We start from the raw sequence: 15978 nt of genomic DNA on the forward strand, positions 1-15978 counted from the left end.
GACGGAGCGTTGCCGAACCTGAGTCGTCTCTCGACTTCGGGGCGGGCGGGCGTGCGGGAGTGGTGGCGGGGGTTTACCGGGGGGTGTCGTTGTTCAGTAGGCCCGCCTTGTAGGCGATGATCGCGGCCTGTACTCGGTTGCGTACGCCCAACTGGGACAGGATGGCGCTCACGTACGTCTTGATGGTGCCCTCGACCAGGTGGAGGCGCTCGGCGATCTGCGCGTTCGAGAGGCCGGCGCCCAGCATCCCGAGGACCTCGCGCTCGCGTTGCGTCAGCAGGTCGGTGCGGTCGGCCCGGTCCTCGCCGCGCTGGGCGGGCGCCCGGCGCAGGTCGGTCATCAGGCGGCGGGCGACGAGCGGGGACAGGCAGGAGCCGCCGGCGGCCACGGCCCGCACGCCGGCGATCAGGTCCCGGGGGTCCGAGGCCTTCAGCAGGAACCCGGCCACCCCGGCGTCGAGGGCCCGCTCGATGTACTTGTCCTCGCCGAACGTGGTCAGCATGATCACCCCGGTGTCGGGGTTGGTGCCGCGGAGCTCCCCGGCGGCCGTCAGGCCGTCCATCTCGGGCATCCGGATGTCCAACAGGGCGACGTCGGGCCGGTGCATCCGGGCCAGTTCGACGGCCTCGCGGCCGTCGCGGGCCTCGGCCACCACTTCGATGTCCGGGTCGGTGGTCAGGATGGAACGGACCCCCGCCCGAATGATCATTTCGTCGTCGGCGAGAAGTACGCGCATCGTCCGCTCCTCGGGCTTCGTTCTCACAGCCTGTCCTTGGCCACCAGCAGATCATCCTTGAAGCACAACCGGTACATGCGGTTGGTGAGTTGGAGGACGTTGCCGCCCTTCCGGTAGTACTCGCAGGAGGCCCCCGGCGGCGCCGGGGGTTCGCGGACGACCGGCGGCGGCTTGCTGATCCGGCGCTCGGGCAGGACCGCGGTCAGTTCCGTGCGCGGCTGACCCGGGCGGATGCGCGCGTAGTCCCCGGGGTCGAGCGAGGTGAGCGCGGACGTGAGGACGTAGAGCCCGGCGAGCAGGGCGACGAGGCCCGCGCCGATCAGTACGGGGATCCGCCCGGCCCGCCGCACGTCGCGCCGCAGCCGGCTCCGGGCCCGGCCGAGGGCCGCCCCCGAGGGGCTGCCGCTCGGCGCCGGCGGCGCCTCCGGGTGCGGGTGCGGGTGCGGCCCGGTCCCCGCCGTCGGGTTCCGGGGCAGCCGTGCCAGGACCTCGAACCCGCCCGATGCGGGGCCCGTCCGCAGTGAACCCCCGGCCAGCCGGACCCGTTCGTCCAGCCCGATCAGCCCGGAACCGCTGCCCACGGCGGGGGCGGCGGCCGGCCGGTCCGGCAGCTCGTTGAAGACCCGCACGACGCACTCGCGGGGACGGTGGGTGAGCCGTACGGTGATCGCCGCGCCCGGCGCGTGCTTCGTCGCGTTCGTCAGGGCCTCCTGCACCACCCGGTGGGCCGCCCGGTCGGCGAGCAGCGCGAGCGGCGGGGCGCCCTCGCCCTCCTCGACGAAGCGCACCGCCATCCCGGACCGTTCGAAGCGGCTCACCAGATCGGCGATCGACTCGTCGGAGGGGCTCAGCGGGGAGGGGCCGCCCTCGTCCCGGAGCAGCCCGATCACCTCGTGCAGTTGCTCGGAGGCCCGCGTGCAGCGCTCGCGCAACTGTGTGAGCGTCGCCCGGTGTTCCTCGGGAACCCCCCGGGCCAGTTCGAGGGCCCCGGACAGCAGGGCCATGACGCTCAGTTCGTGGCCGAGAGAATCATGGATGTCCTCGGCGATCCGCGAGCGTTCCTTGAGCCGGGCCTGCTCGGCGATGTAGCGCTGCTTCCATTCCAGCCGTTCCGCGCGCTCCCATCCGGCGTGCATGAGCGCGGCGCGCCGGCTCCACCAGTAGCCCACCCACCACGGCAGGACGGAGGTCGCGAAGCCCACCATCAGCAGGCTGAGCCAGTCCTTCAGCTCCGCGAACCCGGTCGTCACGGCCAGCCCGGTGAGGGCCACGAGCGCGAACACGGCGTGTGCCCGGGCGGGCGCGGTCAGCCTGTTGCCGGCGAGGAAACTGAGGACGAGGGCCGCCACGGCGGTCCACGCGCTGTTGCCCAGCCAGGGGTGGAGCCCGCACAGCGAGGCCGCGAGCAGCAGGGACAGCAGCGGGACGGTACGTTCCACCGCGACCGCGGCGGTGATCATCAGCAGGGCCGCGAGCCGGGGCACGGGGGCGGAGGCGAGCCGGCCGGCTTCCAGCACCGCCGGCGCCAGGAGGACGGCGAGCAGCACCAGGGTGCCGCGCTCGCCGAAGGGTCGGGCCCCCGGGCTTGCCGGGACCCGTGCCGTCAACCGCTCCGCCCGCCCGCGGACGGCACGCCATCGCTGCATGCCCGTAAGCTACAAGAGGGTGCGCGCCGTGAGGACCTGTCGAAAGTCGTGTGGGTTCGTTGCCGATCGGCAGATGTCTCGGGTCCGCGGAATTCCTAGGGTCCGGGTATCCCCTCGGAAGGAGCCGGCAGGCGATGATCACTTTGGACCGACTCACGAAGCGGTACGGCGACAGGACGGCCGTGTCCGACCTTTCCTTCGAGATCAACCCGGGCAGGGTGACCGGGTTCCTCGGCCCCAACGGTGCGGGCAAGTCGACCACCATGCGGATGATCGTCGGCCTGGACTCGCCGACGACGGGCAGGGCGCTCATCGGCGGGAAGCCGTACGGGGCGCTCGCCCACCCCTTGCGGGAGGTGGGCGCCCTGCTCGACGCCCGCGCCGGGCACCCCGGTCGCTCCGCCCGCGACCACCTGCTCGGCATGGCCCGGAGCAACGGGATCCCGGCCTCGCGGGTGAACCAGGTGCTGGAGGGCGTCGGGCTCTCCGAGGTCGCCAAGAAGCGGGTCGGGTCCTTCTCGCTCGGCATGGGCCAGCGGCTCGGCATCGCGGCGGCGCTCCTGGGCGACCCCGAGGTGCTGCTGTTCGACGAGCCGGTCAACGGCCTCGACCCCGACGGGGTGCGCTGGGTCCGCGAGCTCATGCGCTCGCTGGCCGCGGAGGGCCGTACGGTCTTCGTCTCCAGTCACCTGATGAGCGAGATGCAGGAGACCGCCGACCACCTCGTGGTCATCGGGCGGGGCAAGGTCATCGCCGACGCCCCCATCGAGGAGGTCATCGCGGGCAGTTCGCTGAACGCGGTGAGGGTGCGCACCACGCGGCCCGACGTCCTGCGCCGGGAACTGGTCCGCTTCGGGATGCGCGTCGAGCCGCAGGACGACGCGCGCCACGGCGAGTTGATCGTCGTCGGCGGCAGCCCGGAGCAGATCGGCGACGTGGCCTTCGCGAGCGAGGTCCCGGTGCACGAACTCACCCTGCGCAGGGCCAGCCTGGAGCAGGCCTACATGGAACTCACCGCCGCGAGCGTCGAGTACGCCGCTCCTGCCGTTTCCCTCGACGCCGCCGCCGACGCCCGGAAGGCGTGATCGACATGTCGACAGCAACCGCACCGCAGCTCGTCGGACCCGTCAAGGGCGGAGGTCTGCGCGGGGCGCTGGCCTTCGAGTGGACCAAGCTCATCAGCGTCCGGGCGACCTGGTGGAACCTCGCCGTCGGCCTCGTCCTGACCGTGGGCTTCGCCGCGATGGTCGGGATGTCGGCCTCGGCCAGCGCCGCCAAGGGGGTCGACGTCGCCTCGCCGGCCCCGCACGTCGCCGCCCAGGCGTTCCTGATCTCCCAACTCACCGTGGTGGTGCTGGCGACGCTCGCGCTGACCGGTGAGTACGCCAGTGGTTCCATCCGCACCACGCTCCAGAGCGTGCCGGCCCGCGGCCGGATGCTGCTGGCCAAGACGGGCGTGGTCGTGGCGGTGGTGGCGGTCGCCGGGTTCGTGTTCAGCGTGTTGGCCTCGCTGACCACCGCCGCCCTCATGGGGAAGGACGGCGCCCACACCGGCGGCGACCTGTTCGCGACGGCGATCGGGGCGTCGGTCTACCTCGGTGCGCTCGCGGTGATGTCCATCGGCATCGGTACCGTCCTGCGCAGCGCGGCGGGCACGATCACCACGCTCATCATGGTCCTGCTGGCGCTGCCGCAGCTGATGAACGTCATCGGCGCCGAGTGGCTCGAAACGGCCGGCGAGTACATGCCGAGCGTTGCCGGCGCCGTCCTGATGACGCAGGACACCTCGCCGTACGGGAGCGGGACGGCGGTGCTGGTCCTGCTGCTCTGGTCCCTCGGCGCGGCCGTCGCCGGCCACGCGGTGCTCCGCCGGCGCGACGCCTGAGGCGCCTCCGGTCGCCCCCGTCCGGGGGCCGGGGCTAGCGTGGAGGGACCGGGGGGCCTGGCGTAGTGCGGGCAGGAGGCCGGCCATGAGGACACGACGGTGGCGCAGGACCGCGGTGGGAGCGTCGGTGGCGGCTCTGCTGGTGGTGCCCCTGGGAGTCGGGGCGGGGGTGGGGTACGCCTCGGACGGAGCGGCCCCGCCGGCCGCCGCCGCACCGGCCGCGGACCCGTTCCCGCAGCTCACGCCCGCCGTGGCGGCGCAGCTCGACGCGGCGGTGAAGAAGGTCCTCGCGCAGGCCGCGGTGCCCGGGGTGATGGTGGCGCTGTCGGCGCCGGGCAAGGGAGAGTACGTACGGTCCTTCGGCGTCGCCGACAAGGTGACGAAGGCGCCCATGACCACCGACCTGAACATGCGGATCGGCAGCGAGACGAAGACGTTCACGGTGACGGCCCTGCTGCAACTGGTCGACCAGGGCCGGGTCGGGCTCGACGACCCGATCGGCAAGTACGTCGCAGGGGTGCCGAACGGCGACCGGATCACCCTGCGCGAGCTCGCCGGGATGCGCAGCGGACTGTTCAACTACTCGGAGGACGAGGGCTTCTTCAAGGCGCTGACCAGCGATCCCCGGCGCGAGTTCACCCCGCAGGAGCTGCTGGGATATTCGTTCCGGCATCCGGTGGTGTTCCAGCCGGGGGCGCGGTTCCAGTACTGCAACACCAACCTGATCCTGCTCGGGCTGGTGATCGAGAAGGTGACCGGGCGCCCGCTGGCGGAGTACGTCAACAAGGGGGTCGTGGCCGAGGCGGGGCTCAAGCGGACGCTCTTCCCGGTCGCCGCGGAGTTCCCGAAGCCGCACGCTCAGGGCTACACCGACCAGACGGCCACGGGGAAGACGGCGAACTCCACCGACTGGAACCCCTCGTGGGGTTGGGCGGCCGGCGCGATGATCTCCGACCTCGGTGACATGCGGAGCTGGGCGAAGACCCTGGCCACGGGCACCCTGCTCACCCCCGCCACGCAGGCCGAGCGGCTGAAGGTGACCCCGGCGGGTGACCTCCCCGACACGGGCTACGGACTGGGCATCTTCAACGTCGACGGCTGGATCGGGCACAACGGCTCCCTGCCCGGCTACGAGTCGCTGACCGTGTACCTGCCCGAGGCGCGGGCCACGTTGGTGGTGCTGCTCAACACGGACATCCCGTACCAGGGCGGCGAGCCGAGTTCGCTGTTCGGCGAGGCGATCACGCGGATCGTGACCCCCGAGCACGTCTTCCGGCTGCCCGCCCAGCCCGTCACCGCGCACTGAGGGCCGGTCCCCGGGCCCGGTGCGCGGCCCGGGGGTCCGCCCGCGCACAATGGGGCCTCCGAACGTGGCGGCGACCAGGGAGTTTTCATGCGGGACCAGGCAGCGGCGGGACACTGGGGCACGGCAGGCACGGCAGGCACGGCAGGCGCGGCAGGCACGGCAGGCGCGGAGGTCGAGGACACGGCGGTCGTCGTGCGCGTCGCCGGGGAGGCGGACCTCGACATCGCGGCGGAACTCTTCAGCGGATACCTCGACTTCTACGAGGTGCCGCCGGCGGACCCCGCCGGCCCGCGCGCGTTCCTCGCGGAGCGGATCGCGAAGGACGAGTCGCTCGTCCTGCTCGCCGAGGTCCCCGGAGTCGGCACGGTCGGCTTCGCGCAGGTCTACCGCGCCTTCTCCTCGCTCACCCTGAGCACCGCGTGGATCCTGAACGACCTGTACGTGGCCCCCGCCGGTCGTCGCACCGGCGCGGGCCGGGCGCTGCTGCGCGAGGTGCTGCGCCGGGCGGGCGAGGCCGGGGTGGCCGGGGTGCAGTTGGAGACGGCGTACGACAACCTCGTCGCGCAGGGGCTGTACGAGTCGGAGGGGTTCGTCCGCGAGGAGTTCCACGTCTACTTCCACGAGCTGGGCTGATTGCACGAGCTGGGTCGATCCCAGGATCCGGGCCGACCGGTGAAACATTCCTCCGCCGCCGCCGCGTCAATGGGGTGAGACGGACGCGAGGGGGAGTGCATGCGGCACGGTCGAAGAGACGGGTTCCGTGAGTTCGCGGCAGGCCGGTCGGGGCAGTTGTACCGATCGGCCTGTCTGCTGGCGAGCGGGGACACCCATCTCGCCGAGGACCTGGTGCAGGAGACCCTGGGGCGGATGTACCTGCTGTGGGGGCGGATCTCCCGCATCGACAATCCGGCGGCCTACGCGCAGACCGTGCTGGTCCGGGCCTTCCTCACCCACCAGCGTCGCCGGTCGGCGGGGGAGCGCCCCGTCGGGGAGTTCCCCGAGCCGGGCGGGCAGCAGGTCGGCGGCGCCGGCGATCCGGTACTGCGCCTGACGCTGCTGGAGGCCTTGGGGCGACTCGCGCCCAAGGACCGTGCGGTGCTGGTGCTGCGGTACTGGGAGGACCGGAGCGTCGAGGAGACCGCCGACGCGATGAGCGTCAGCGCGGCGGCGGTACGGACCCGGTCGTCCCGGGCGCTCGCCCGGCTGCGCGACCAACTCGGCGGATCCCTGGCCGAGTTCGCGAGCCACTGACCGCGCCGTACTTCCCGTGGCCCTGTCCCTCTTGTCGCACACATCCCCCAGCCAAAAGCGGAAGGTTTCATTCCCCATGCCCTTTGAAGATGAGCTCGGCGAAGCCCTCCGCAACGCGGGTGCCGGATTCACCCCCGACTCCCGCGCCCTGGTGGAGGGCGGCGAGCGGCGCGGCCGGCGCCTGGTGGCCCGGCGCAGGGCCGCCGTCGTCGGCGGATCGACGCTGGCGCTGGCCCTCGTCGCCACGGCCGGCGCCTGGACCACCGGCCTCCTCGACCTCGGCCCCGGCGGTGGCGAGGTCGCCGCGGCGCCTCCGGTGCCGACGACCGGACCCGCCGACGGCTCGGCGTCCCGGGCCGGCAGCGGGGCCGTCAGCGGCGACCAACTCCTCGGCATCCTGCGGGAACTGACGGCTCCGGTGATCGTGACGAACGGCGAGTCCCGCGGCACCGGGGCCGAAGCGGGCCCGTACGTCCGGGGCGTGCTGGACGACGGCCGGGGCAAAGGGAGCCTCGGCGTCGGCCTGACCCGCATCGACCCGGCCGGCGCGATGGCCGAGGAGATGACGACCTGCCCCACCCGCAAGGACGTCAAGAACCTCGACTCCTGCGTCGTGGAGAAGCTGCCCGACGGCTCCCGCCTGCTGCTCATCCAGTCGTACGTCTACGACGACGAGCGCAAGGACGCCAAGGACTGGCGGGCCACCCTGGTCACCCCGGCGGGCTTCCTCGTCGACGCGTCGGAGGTCAACGCGCCCACGGAGAAGGACTCGAAGGTCACCCGACCCGACCCGGTGCTGACGATGGCCCGGATGAAGGCCCTCGTGCTCTCGGAGAAGTGGCACCCGGCCCTGAACGACCTGCCGGCGGCGCCCCGGGAGTGGAAGCCCGGCGACCCGAAGCCGGGCACGAACGAGGTGGTCGCCAAGGACGCCCTGGGCGTCCTGCTGCGCGAGCCCCGAATCGACGTCGTCGACCGGGGAGGCCAGGGCGGCTACGGCTACGCGGTCCTCGACGACGGCAAGGGCCTGTCGATGGTCGAGCTCGTGATCGAGCGGATGAAGGACAGCAAGAGCTTCCCGGAGGACGCGGTCGCGCAGCCGAACGGAATCCGGATGAAGGTGACGCAGCAGCCCGCCGAGAAGAACGGGTCGGGAGTGGTCCGCTGGACGGTGGACACCCTGCGCCCCGACGGGACCCGCGTGACCGTCTCCGGGTACAACGCGCCGAAGCAGACGGGCACCCCCAGCCGTGCGACGCCGGCGCTGACCCTGGCGCAGCTGAAGGCCATCGTGCTGGACGACGCGTGGAAGGACGTCTGGAAGCGCTGACGGGGACCACCTCACCGAGCCGGCCACCGCACGCCGCCTACTTCGCGTCGGCGTAGCACTCCACGACCGCCGTGGTGAACGGGAAGCGGACCGGGGTGTCCCCGAAGGCGATCCGGCCCGCCCGGTCACCGGCGGCGCGGATCGCCTCCGCGACCGCCCCGGCCTCCTCGGCGGGACAGTGCACGATCACCTCGTCGTGCTGGAAGAACACCAGCTCGGCCCGCATCCCGACGGTCGCCTGGCGCAGCGCCGCGAGCAGCAGCAGCGCCCAGTCGGCGGCGCTGCCCTGCACCACGAAGTTACGGGTGAACCGGCCGCGGGCCCGGGTGTTGGTGGAGGCGTAGCTCGGGGTCCAGCCGTCCTCGCGGTCCTGCGGGACCCCGGCCTCGCCGTCGTCGTCGGCGGGTGTGACGGGCGGCGGGCAGGTGCGGCCCAGCCAGGTCCGCACGAGCCGGCCCTCCTCGCCGGCCCGGGCGGCGTCGTCGACGTAGGCAACGGCGCGGGGGAACCGGCGGCGCAGCGCGGCCAGGTTCTTCAGGCCGTCGCCGGAGGTCTGGCCGTACACGGCGCCGAGCACGGCCAGCTTGGCCATGTCACGGTCACCGGAGAAGCCTTGGCGGGAGATGGCCGTGTACAGGTCCTCGGGCCGGCCGGCGACCTCCATGAAGGCCGGGTCGCGTGAGATCGCGGCCAGGACGCGCGGCTCCATCTGGTCGGCGTCGGCGACCACGAGCCGCCAGCCGGGATCGGCGACGACGGCCCGCCGGATCACCTTCGGGATCTGCAGCGCCCCGCCGCCGTTGGTCACCCAACGGCCGGTGAGGGTGCCGCCGGGCACGAACTCGGGACGGAACCGGCCGTCGTGGACCCAGTCGGCGAGCCAGGACCAGCCGTGCGCGGTGTAGATCCGGTACAGCTTCTTGTACGCGATCAGCGGTTCCACGGCCGGGTGGTCCAGCTCCTGGATCTCCCAGCGACGGGTGGACTTCAGCTTGATCCCGGCCTCGGCGAACGCCTTGATGACGTCGGCCGGGAGGTCCGGGCGCACCCGGCGCCCGAACGCGGCGGACACCTCATCGGCGAGCTCGGCCAGCCTGCGGGGCTCGCCGCGCCCGGCGTAGCGCTCGCCGAGCAGTTCGGTCAGCAGGGCGCGGTGCACGTCGGCCCGCCAGGGCAGGCCCGCGCCGTGCATCTCGGCGGCGACGAGGAAGGCGGCGGACTCGGCGGTGACGAGCAGCCGCATCCGGTCGGGGTGGGCGGTGGCGGCGAGCCGCCGCTCCTGCTCGGCGTGGACGGCGAGCAGGCCGTCGAGGGAGACCGGGACGGTGGGCCGCGGCTCGAAGAGGGAGTCCTGGGTACCCGGTTCCGCGGCGCGTTGGGGCGGATCGGGCGGTACGGGGCCGCCGGTGAGCCGGGCCAGGGCGGCGGCGGCCGAACGGGGTTCGCCGAAGCGGCCCTCGTGCCCGAGGAGCAGCAGCTCGGCGTCCTCGATGTCGTAGCACCGCTCGACGCGTACGCCGGCGGCGAGCAGGCGGGGGTAGACGGCCGCCGTGGAACGCCACACCCAGCGGGTGCCGACGGGCGCGGCCCGGACCGCCTCCGCGGGGTCGCGCACGGCGATCCGCGCCCCGGTCGCGGGGGGCACGGGCGCGGCGTGCCACCATCCGTCGCCGTGCTCGGACTCGGCGAGGGCCCACCGGCCGGCTTGGTCGCTCACGGGTGCGAGTGTCCCACCAGGGTCTGACAACGCCGGCCCCGCCACGACGCCGGCCCCGCCGGCCGCCGCGGCGGGCGCCACGTCACGAGGCTCGCCCCGCCGGCCGCGCACCCGCCGGTCCGCGCACGCGGCCGGGCGCGGGGCGGCGTGCGGGACATGCCAAGCTGAGGGGGTGAGTGAGTTCGCCGAGACCGTCGACCGTGCCTTTGCCGTCGCCCTTTACGCCCAGGACGACGCGGGCCTGGACACCGGGGCCTCGTTGCTCGCCGCCGCTCCCGGCGGCTGGGCCGGGACCGGGCGGGAGCTGCTGGTGCGCGGGGAGGCGTACGTGCGGCAGGCCTGGGAGCGGGGCTGGCAGCCGGCGGACGTGCTGCGGTTGGTGCGGCGCGACCTGGAGGACGTCCACCTGCGGATCACCGCCGACATGATCGCCGCCGAGGCGCGCCGCTACGCGCGGCTCCCGGAGCGCTGGACGGACGCCGAGGTGTGGTGGAGCGGGCCCGGCGCCGGCCAGGAGGGCGCCGCCGACCGCGAGGGCGACGGCGCGTGGGCCGAGCAGCTCGCGCGGCGCGAGAAGTCGGACCGGTTCACGCTGGCCACGGCTCTCCTGGAGGTCTTCCGGCTGCTGATCCGGTTGCCCTCGATCGAACCGGTGGGCCCGCTGCCGGGCGACCCGGTCGACGACCTCGCGGCGCACGCGCACATCGAGCCGCGCATGCTGGGCCGCATCCGGGCCCTGCTCGCGAAGGCCGAGGCGACCACCTTCCCCGAGGAGGCGGAGGCGCTCAGCGCCAAGGCCCAGGAGCTGATGGCCCGCCACACCGTGGACGAGGCGCTGCTGGCCGTGCGCGGCGGGGCTCCGGCGCAGGTCCCCGGGGCCTGTCGGATAGGGGTCGAGCCGCCGTACGAGGAGGCCAAGGCGGTGCTCCTCGACGCGGTGGCCGGCGCCAACCGCTGCCGCGCGGTGTGGAACAGCGGCTTCGAGTTCTCCACGGTGGTCGGCTTCGAGAGTGACCTGGAGGCCGTGGAACTCCTCCACACCTCGCTGCTGGTGCAGGGCACGGCGGCGATGACCCGAGCGGAGGCCGCGCAGCGCGCCGGCGGCCGCAAGCGGACCAAGACCTTCCGGCAGTCGTTCCTGCTCGCCTACGCCAGCCGGCTGGGCCGCCGGCTCGCCGAGACCGCCGAGCACGCGACCACCGAGCACGCCGGCACCGGGGCCGCCGACCACCTGCCCGCGCTGGTGGCCCGCGACGTCGCCGTCACCTCACGGGCCGACGAGATGTTCCCCCGCACCACGACGACCCGGCTGCGCGGCGCCACCGACCACGCGGGCTGGGAGGACGGCACGGCCGCCGCCGACGCCGCCCACGTGGGCGGCCGCAGGCGCCCCCTTCCGAAGCGCTGACGACGGGACGCGGGCCCGACCGCGCCCCCCCGTCACGCGCCCCCCCGTCACGCGCCCCCCCGTCACGCGCCCCCGTCACCCGCCCCCGCCGCTGCCGCGGCCGTCCTCCGACCGCAGTTCACGCGTCTCCGCCTTCAGGATCCGCGCCGACCTGCCCAGCGACCGGGCCATGTCGGGCAGCTTCTTCGAACCGAACACCAGCAGGCACACCACCAGGACGACGATCAGGTGCCAGGGCTCGACGGCGTTGCGGAGCATGGGCGTTCCACCTTTCGGATGATCCGGATGGTTTCTTCGAACATCGGCCCCATGGAACCGCCCCGCACGACCCGTGACAAATCTGAAGAAGTCCTGAAAACCGGCGAAACGTCGATCCGGGCGCGATCAAGGTTAATGTCGGTGCCATGAGCTGGCTCCGGGCCCTGAAGGACACCGCACGCTCGGGCATGACGGTCACCCGGACACCGCTGGAGCCCCTCGTCGCGCTGCGGGCCGCCGTCGGGCTCGCGATCGTCATCGGCGCCGGCCTCGCCCTCCTCGGACCCGGCGCGGCCGTCAGTTCCGCCTTCGGCGCCTTCATGGCCGCCATCGCCACCTTCCAGCAGAGCTGGCGTCCGCGCCCCGTGCTCGCCCTCGCCTCCGGGCTGACCCTGGCCGTCTCCACGTTCGTCGGTTACCTGGTCGGCGCCGCGCAGACCGGCCTGTTCCTCCTGCTGCTCGCCCTGTGGACCTTCGCCGCGGGCCTGTTGTGGGCCGCCGGGCCCACCGCCGGGATCATCGCCTCCGGCAACGTCGCGATCATGTTGGTCACCGTCACCCTGCCGACCTCCGTCCCGCAGGCGGCCGGGCACGCGGCGATGATCGCCGCGGGCGGGGTGGTGCAGGCGCTGCTGATCGTGCTGTTCCCGATCCGCCGCTGGGGCGCCCACCGCGACGCGCTGGCCGACGCGCTGGCCGCCGAGGCCGACTACGCCCGCCGGCTGCGCCACGACCCCGTGGCCCCCTTCGACCCGCAGCCCCTCATGAAGGCGCGGGCCGCGGCCACCGTCACCGTCCGCCAGGCCCGCCGCCGACCCGCCGAGCTGCACGGGGCGCGCGGGCTCGCCGAGCGGATCCGCCCGGTGCTCGCCTCGCTCGCCGACCCGGCCGTCGGGGCGCCCGCCGAGGGCCCGGCCCGGGACCGGGTGCGGGAGCTGCTCGCCGCGGCGGCGGCCGTACTGGACTCGGCCGCGCGCGCCATCCGGCGGGGGGAGCCCGTACGGCTGCCCGCGCCCGAGCTGGCCGTACTGAAGGCCCCCGACCTGTCGGAACTGTTCGACGGGGCGCCGCTGCGGGCGGCCCGCCGGCTCACCGCGCTGCTGGACGACGTACTGGAGACGGCCGAACCGGGTTCCGGGCGCACCGCCGACCCCGGCGAGGCGATGCTGCGGCCCACCCTGCCCCGGATGGTGCCGCACGTGATGCGGGCCGTACGGGCCGAGCTGCGTCCGGGCTCGCCCGTGCTGCGGCACGCCGTCCGGGTGACGGTCGTCGCCTGCTCCGGGTACCTCATCGGCGGCGCGCTGCCGTTCGGGCACGGCTACTGGGCGCCGATGGCCTCGGTGATGGTGATGCGGCCCGACTTCTCCCAGACCTGGTCCCGGGCCGTGGCCCGGTTCGGCGGCACCCTGGTCGGCGTCGGGGTCGCCACCGCGATCGTGCAGCTCGCGCAGCCGGGGATGTACCTGTCGGGGTTCCTCGCGGTGCTCAGCGCGGGCCTGATGTACGTCCTGATGCGCACCGGGTACGCCGTCGCCCAGACCTTCGTCTCCGCGTACGTGGTGTTCCTGCTCGGGATGGGCGGCGTCCGCTGGGACCAGACCGTGCCCGACCGGATCGCCCTGACCCTCGTGGGCGGCGTCCTCGCCATGGTCGGCTACGCCCTCTACCCGGCCTGGGAGACGCCGAGGCTGCGCACCCGGCTCGCCGACTGGGTCGCGGCCGTCGGGAGGTACGCGGCCGCCGTGCTCGGGCAGTACGCCGACCCGGCCGGGGCCCGGCGCGCCGACGTCCGGGAGGCCCTGCTGGAGACCCGCGACGCCCGGATCGCCTGGCAGGAGGCGCTCGCCCGGGCCGAGGGGGAGCCGGTGCGCCACCGTGGGCTGTCCCGGGCCGCCGCCGACGGGGCGGGTGACGCGGTGGCCGCCTTCGGCCGCAACGCCATGCTGCTGGAGGCCCACCTCCCGGACCGGACCCACGCCCCCGTTCCCGGCGCGGCCGAGCTCGCCGAGGCCCTGCGCGGGGCGACGGAGGCGGGGGCGCGGGCGATCCGGGAGCGGCGGGTCCCCGACTGGGACGGGGTCCGGAGGCTGCCGGCCGAGTGGAATGCCCCGGAATCAGATGCTTTGGGGGGAGCGGCGCGGCGATTGTTGGACTCACTGGACGAGGTCGCGGAGGCTCTTCGCCCCTGACAGTGATCGATCCGGTACCGCGCGTGCACGTGCATCTGCCCATGCATGCGCTTATGAACACAGCTATGATCCGGTGGAGTTGACATCTGCACTATCGGGGGCTTCCTGTGGACCACGCGTACAACGGGATGGCAGCTGCAGAACTCGCTTCCATGTTTGAGCTGACCTGGCAGAAGAGCCGACACAGCAACTCGCAGGGATCCTGCGTGGAGTTCGCCAGACTGCCCGGCGGCGACGTCGCCATGCGCAATTCGCGTTTCCCGGACGGTCCGGCGCTCGTGTACACGCCGGCCGAGATAGAGGCCCTGCTCCTGGGCGTCAAGGACGGCGAATTCGATCACCTGATCGGCTGACGGAACAGCGCATCGTTTCACGCCATGCACGTGCACTGGCCGGGACTGATCCAAACGATCAACCCCGGCCAGTGGCCCCGCTTCGTGTCCTGATCGCGCGCCCCGCGTACGGGGTCCGCCGAACCCCGCGCGCGTCAGTCCTGGAGCAGGAACAGCGCCCAGACGACCTTGCCGGTCAGTCGGCCCGCGAGGGGATGCCAGCCCCAGCTGTCGCTGTACGCGTCCACCAGGAACAGGCCCCGCCCCGACTCCAGGTCGCAGTTCTCGTCGGTCCGCTCCGGCACGAACGACCCGCCGGGCCGGTCCTCGCTGGGATCCCGTACCGCGCACACCAGGCGGGTGCTCCACCGCATCAGGTGCAGCCGTACCGCGGGTTCCGGCTCGCCGCAGGGGCGTGCGTCGTCGGGCAGCGCGTGGCGCAGCGCGTTGGTGACGAGTTCGGAGACGACCAGGGAGACGTCGTCGAAGCGGTCGTCGAGGCCCCATTGGGACAGCGTGGACCGGGTGAACGAACGCGCGCCCCGCACCGCGTCGAAGCGGGCGGGCAGACCGCACGACGCGGATCCGGAGACAGCCGTGGGGTCGACCGGGGGCAGCCCCTGCCGTAACGGCTCGAGCATGGTCGATCCATTCGTCCCCATGCGAGGCACTCCCGGGATTCGCGGACGAAGCGGCGGCTCTGTCCATGGAGAACTGCGGGGTGGGTCCCGCGCCGGCGCGAAGAGCACGCAGGTGCGCGGCACCATCGTTCCGAATGCCGAAGCCGGATGCAAGGGCAGATGCACGTGCACGCGCCCGACCCGTCCCTTCCCGTGACGGTTCTTGCTCATTTCTTCCTACGCATACTTACGGACTTCTTTTCCGGGACACCGGATTCCGTTACAGAACGAGTACGGGCCGATGCGTTTTGGTGGCAGACTGCGGCACCGGGGTACGGGGGCCCCGCCGAGCACGCGCACACCACGCGCACACCTTCGCGATGGGGAGGGCAGGACAAGTGACCGCAGAAGCCAGCGGTTCTGTGGTGCGACGCATCCTCCTGGGCTCTCAGCTCAGGCGACTCCGAGAATCCCGCGGCATCACCCGTGAGGCGGCCGGCTACTCGATCCGCGCATCCGAATCGAAGATCAGCCGCTTGGAGTTGGGAAGGGTGAGCTTCAAGGCCAGGGACGTCGAAGACCTCCTCACGCTGTACGGAGTGACGGACGACGCCGAGCGCGAGTCCTTGCTGGGGCTGGTCCGGGAGGCCAACGCCACCGGTTGGTGGCACAGCTACGGCGACGTGCTCCCCGGGTGGTTCCAGACGTACATCGGCCTGGAGGGCGCCGCGTCGCTCATCCGGATCTACGAAGTCCAGTTCGTGCACGGGCTCCTGCAGACCGAGGCGTACGCCCATGCCGTCGTCAGCCGGGGCATGCCCGGCGCGAGCGCCGCCGAGATCGACCGCCGCGTCGCGCTGCGCCTGGAGCGCCAGAAGGTCCTCGTCTCCGAGAACGCCCCGGTCTTCCACGCCGTCCTCGACGAAGCCGCGCTGCGCCGCCCGTACGGCGACCGCGACGTCATGCGCGGCCAGTTGGAACACCTGATCGAGATCAGTCAGCGGCCGAACGTGCAGCTCCAGGTGATGCCGTTCTCCTTCGGCGGCCACGCGGGCGAGAGCGGGGCCTTCACACTGCTGCGCTTCCCCGAGTCCGATCTCCAGGACATCGTCTATCTGGAACAGCTCACCAGTGCGCTCTACCTGGACAAAGAAGAGGAAGTGGCGCAGTACGCGCGGGCGATGCGCAGGCTCCAGGCCGACTGCCCGGATCCCGACAGGACCCGCGATCTCCTGCGAGGACTGCTCCAACTGTCTTGATCCGCACGTACTATGACGTCTGATCAGTGTATGACGAC

15 protein-coding genes are annotated in these 15978 nt (G+C 73.0%); 10 read left to right on the forward strand and 5 right to left on the reverse strand.

Annotation, left to right across the window (positions count from 1 at the left end):
• Positions 1 to 73: 73 nt before the first annotated feature.
• Together ACFY0I_RS36755 and ACFY0I_RS36760 are read right to left on the reverse strand one after the other, a co-directional pair.
• Positions 74 to 736: a response regulator gene (locus ACFY0I_RS36755; RefSeq protein WP_388903971.1), complete on the reverse strand. Its 663-nt coding sequence runs from the start codon at positions 734 to 736 to the stop codon at positions 74 to 76.
• Positions 737 to 759: 23 nt separating this feature from the next.
• Positions 760 to 2382: a sensor histidine kinase gene (locus ACFY0I_RS36760; RefSeq protein ID WP_388903972.1), complete on the reverse strand. Its 1623-nt coding sequence runs from the start codon at positions 2380 to 2382 to the stop codon at positions 760 to 762.
• Positions 2383 to 2516: 134 nt separating this feature from the next.
• On the opposite strand from ACFY0I_RS36760, the gene ACFY0I_RS36765 reads away from it, so the two are divergent.
• From ACFY0I_RS36765 to ACFY0I_RS36790, 6 genes are all read left to right on the forward strand, one after another.
• Positions 2517 to 3467, forward strand: a complete 951-nt coding sequence (locus tag ACFY0I_RS36765) for an ABC transporter ATP-binding protein (protein WP_388903974.1) — start codon at positions 2517 to 2519, stop codon at positions 3465 to 3467.
• A gap of 5 nt (positions 3468 to 3472) precedes the next feature.
• Positions 3473 to 4267, forward strand: a complete 795-nt coding sequence (locus ACFY0I_RS36770; RefSeq protein ID WP_388903976.1) for an ABC transporter — start codon at positions 3473 to 3475, stop codon at positions 4265 to 4267.
• Between the two features lie 85 nt (positions 4268 to 4352).
• On the forward strand, positions 4353 to 5573 hold the full coding sequence (locus ACFY0I_RS36775) for a serine hydrolase domain-containing protein (RefSeq protein ID WP_388903977.1): 1221 nt from the start codon (positions 4353 to 4355) through the stop codon (positions 5571 to 5573).
• 87 nt (positions 5574 to 5660) lie between these two features.
• On the forward strand, positions 5661 to 6206 hold the full coding sequence (locus tag ACFY0I_RS36780) for a GNAT family N-acetyltransferase (protein ID WP_388903978.1): 546 nt from the start codon (positions 5661 to 5663) through the stop codon (positions 6204 to 6206).
• Positions 6207 to 6305: 99 nt separating this feature from the next.
• Positions 6306 to 6824 carry a SigE family RNA polymerase sigma factor gene (locus ACFY0I_RS36785; protein WP_388903979.1) on the forward strand — a complete coding sequence of 173 codons (519 nt, stop codon included), beginning with the start codon at positions 6306 to 6308 and terminating at the stop codon, positions 6822 to 6824.
• A gap of 76 nt (positions 6825 to 6900) precedes the next feature.
• Positions 6901 to 8154 carry a hypothetical protein gene (locus ACFY0I_RS36790; RefSeq protein ID WP_388903981.1) on the forward strand — a complete coding sequence of 418 codons (1254 nt, stop codon included), beginning with the start codon at positions 6901 to 6903 and terminating at the stop codon, positions 8152 to 8154.
• Positions 8155 to 8191: 37 nt separating this feature from the next.
• Here the strand turns inward: ACFY0I_RS36790 and ACFY0I_RS36795 are convergent, their stop codons facing one another.
• Positions 8192 to 9871, reverse strand: coding sequence for a bifunctional 3'-5' exonuclease/DNA polymerase (locus tag ACFY0I_RS36795; protein ID WP_388903982.1), 1680 nt, complete (start codon positions 9869 to 9871; stop codon positions 8192 to 8194).
• Positions 9872 to 10043: 172 nt separating this feature from the next.
• Between ACFY0I_RS36795 and ACFY0I_RS36800 the strand changes: the two genes are divergently transcribed.
• On the forward strand, positions 10044 to 11279 hold the full coding sequence (locus tag ACFY0I_RS36800) for a DUF2786 domain-containing protein (RefSeq protein WP_388903984.1): 1236 nt from the start codon (positions 10044 to 10046) through the stop codon (positions 11277 to 11279).
• Between the two features lie 75 nt (positions 11280 to 11354).
• Here ACFY0I_RS36800 and tatA read toward each other — a convergent pair whose 3' ends face one another.
• Complete coding sequence (gene tatA, locus ACFY0I_RS36805) at positions 11355 to 11537, reverse strand: Sec-independent protein translocase subunit TatA (RefSeq protein WP_388903985.1); 183 nt, start codon at positions 11535 to 11537, stop codon at positions 11355 to 11357.
• A 146-nt stretch (positions 11538 to 11683) separates the two neighbouring features.
• Here tatA and ACFY0I_RS36810 point away from each other — a divergent pair, with 146 nt between their 5' ends.
• Together ACFY0I_RS36810 and ACFY0I_RS36815 are read left to right on the forward strand one after the other, a co-directional pair.
• Entirely contained in the window at positions 11684 to 13729 is a 2046-nt protein-coding gene (locus tag ACFY0I_RS36810) for an FUSC family protein (RefSeq protein WP_388903987.1), read from the forward strand.
• A 107-nt stretch (positions 13730 to 13836) separates the two neighbouring features.
• Complete coding sequence (locus ACFY0I_RS36815; protein WP_356871315.1) at positions 13837 to 14082, forward strand: DUF397 domain-containing protein; 246 nt, start codon at positions 13837 to 13839, stop codon at positions 14080 to 14082.
• 134 nt (positions 14083 to 14216) lie between these two features.
• Here ACFY0I_RS36815 and ACFY0I_RS36820 read toward each other — a convergent pair whose 3' ends face one another.
• Positions 14217 to 14702 (reverse strand): ATP-binding protein, encoded by a 486-nt coding sequence (locus tag ACFY0I_RS36820; protein ID WP_388903989.1) that lies wholly within the window; start codon positions 14700 to 14702, stop codon positions 14217 to 14219.
• 359 nt (positions 14703 to 15061) lie between these two features.
• Here ACFY0I_RS36820 and ACFY0I_RS36825 point away from each other — a divergent pair, with 359 nt between their 5' ends.
• Entirely contained in the window at positions 15062 to 15940 is an 879-nt protein-coding gene (locus ACFY0I_RS36825; RefSeq protein WP_388903990.1) for a helix-turn-helix domain-containing protein, read from the forward strand.
• The last annotated feature ends 38 nt before the right edge of the window (positions 15941 to 15978 follow it).

It is taken from the genome of Streptomyces sp. NPDC001568 (assembly GCF_042893755.1).
Classification (GTDB): Bacteria; Actinomycetota; Actinomycetes; order Streptomycetales; family Streptomycetaceae; genus Streptomyces.

What these genes read in the sequence shown, in the direction of transcription:
- ACFY0I_RS36755 (WP_388903971.1), bottom strand. Translation starts at nt 736, where the DNA reads ATGCGCGTACTTCTCGCCGACGACGAAATGATCATTCGGGCGGGGGTC.
- ACFY0I_RS36760 (WP_388903972.1), bottom strand. Translation starts at nt 2,382, where the DNA reads ATGCAGCGATGGCGTGCCGTCCGCGGGCGGGCGGAGCGGTTGACGGCA.
- ACFY0I_RS36765 (WP_388903974.1), top strand. Translation starts at nt 2,517, where the DNA reads ATGATCACTTTGGACCGACTCACGAAGCGGTACGGCGACAGGACGGCC.
- ACFY0I_RS36770 (WP_388903976.1), top strand. Translation starts at nt 3,473, where the DNA reads ATGTCGACAGCAACCGCACCGCAGCTCGTCGGACCCGTCAAGGGCGGA.
- ACFY0I_RS36775 (WP_388903977.1), top strand. Translation starts at nt 4,353, where the DNA reads ATGAGGACACGACGGTGGCGCAGGACCGCGGTGGGAGCGTCGGTGGCG.
- ACFY0I_RS36780 (WP_388903978.1), top strand. Translation starts at nt 5,661, where the DNA reads ATGCGGGACCAGGCAGCGGCGGGACACTGGGGCACGGCAGGCACGGCA.
- ACFY0I_RS36785 (WP_388903979.1), top strand. Translation starts at nt 6,306, where the DNA reads ATGCGGCACGGTCGAAGAGACGGGTTCCGTGAGTTCGCGGCAGGCCGG.
- ACFY0I_RS36790 (WP_388903981.1), top strand. Translation starts at nt 6,901, where the DNA reads ATGCCCTTTGAAGATGAGCTCGGCGAAGCCCTCCGCAACGCGGGTGCC.
- tatA (WP_388903985.1), bottom strand. Translation starts at nt 11,537, where the DNA reads ATGCTCCGCAACGCCGTCGAGCCCTGGCACCTGATCGTCGTCCTGGTG.
- ACFY0I_RS36810 (WP_388903987.1), top strand. Translation starts at nt 11,684, where the DNA reads ATGAGCTGGCTCCGGGCCCTGAAGGACACCGCACGCTCGGGCATGACG.
- ACFY0I_RS36820 (WP_388903989.1), bottom strand. Translation starts at nt 14,702, where the DNA reads ATGCTCGAGCCGTTACGGCAGGGGCTGCCCCCGGTCGACCCCACGGCT.
- ACFY0I_RS36825 (WP_388903990.1), top strand. Translation starts at nt 15,062, where the DNA reads ATGGGGAGGGCAGGACAAGTGACCGCAGAAGCCAGCGGTTCTGTGGTG.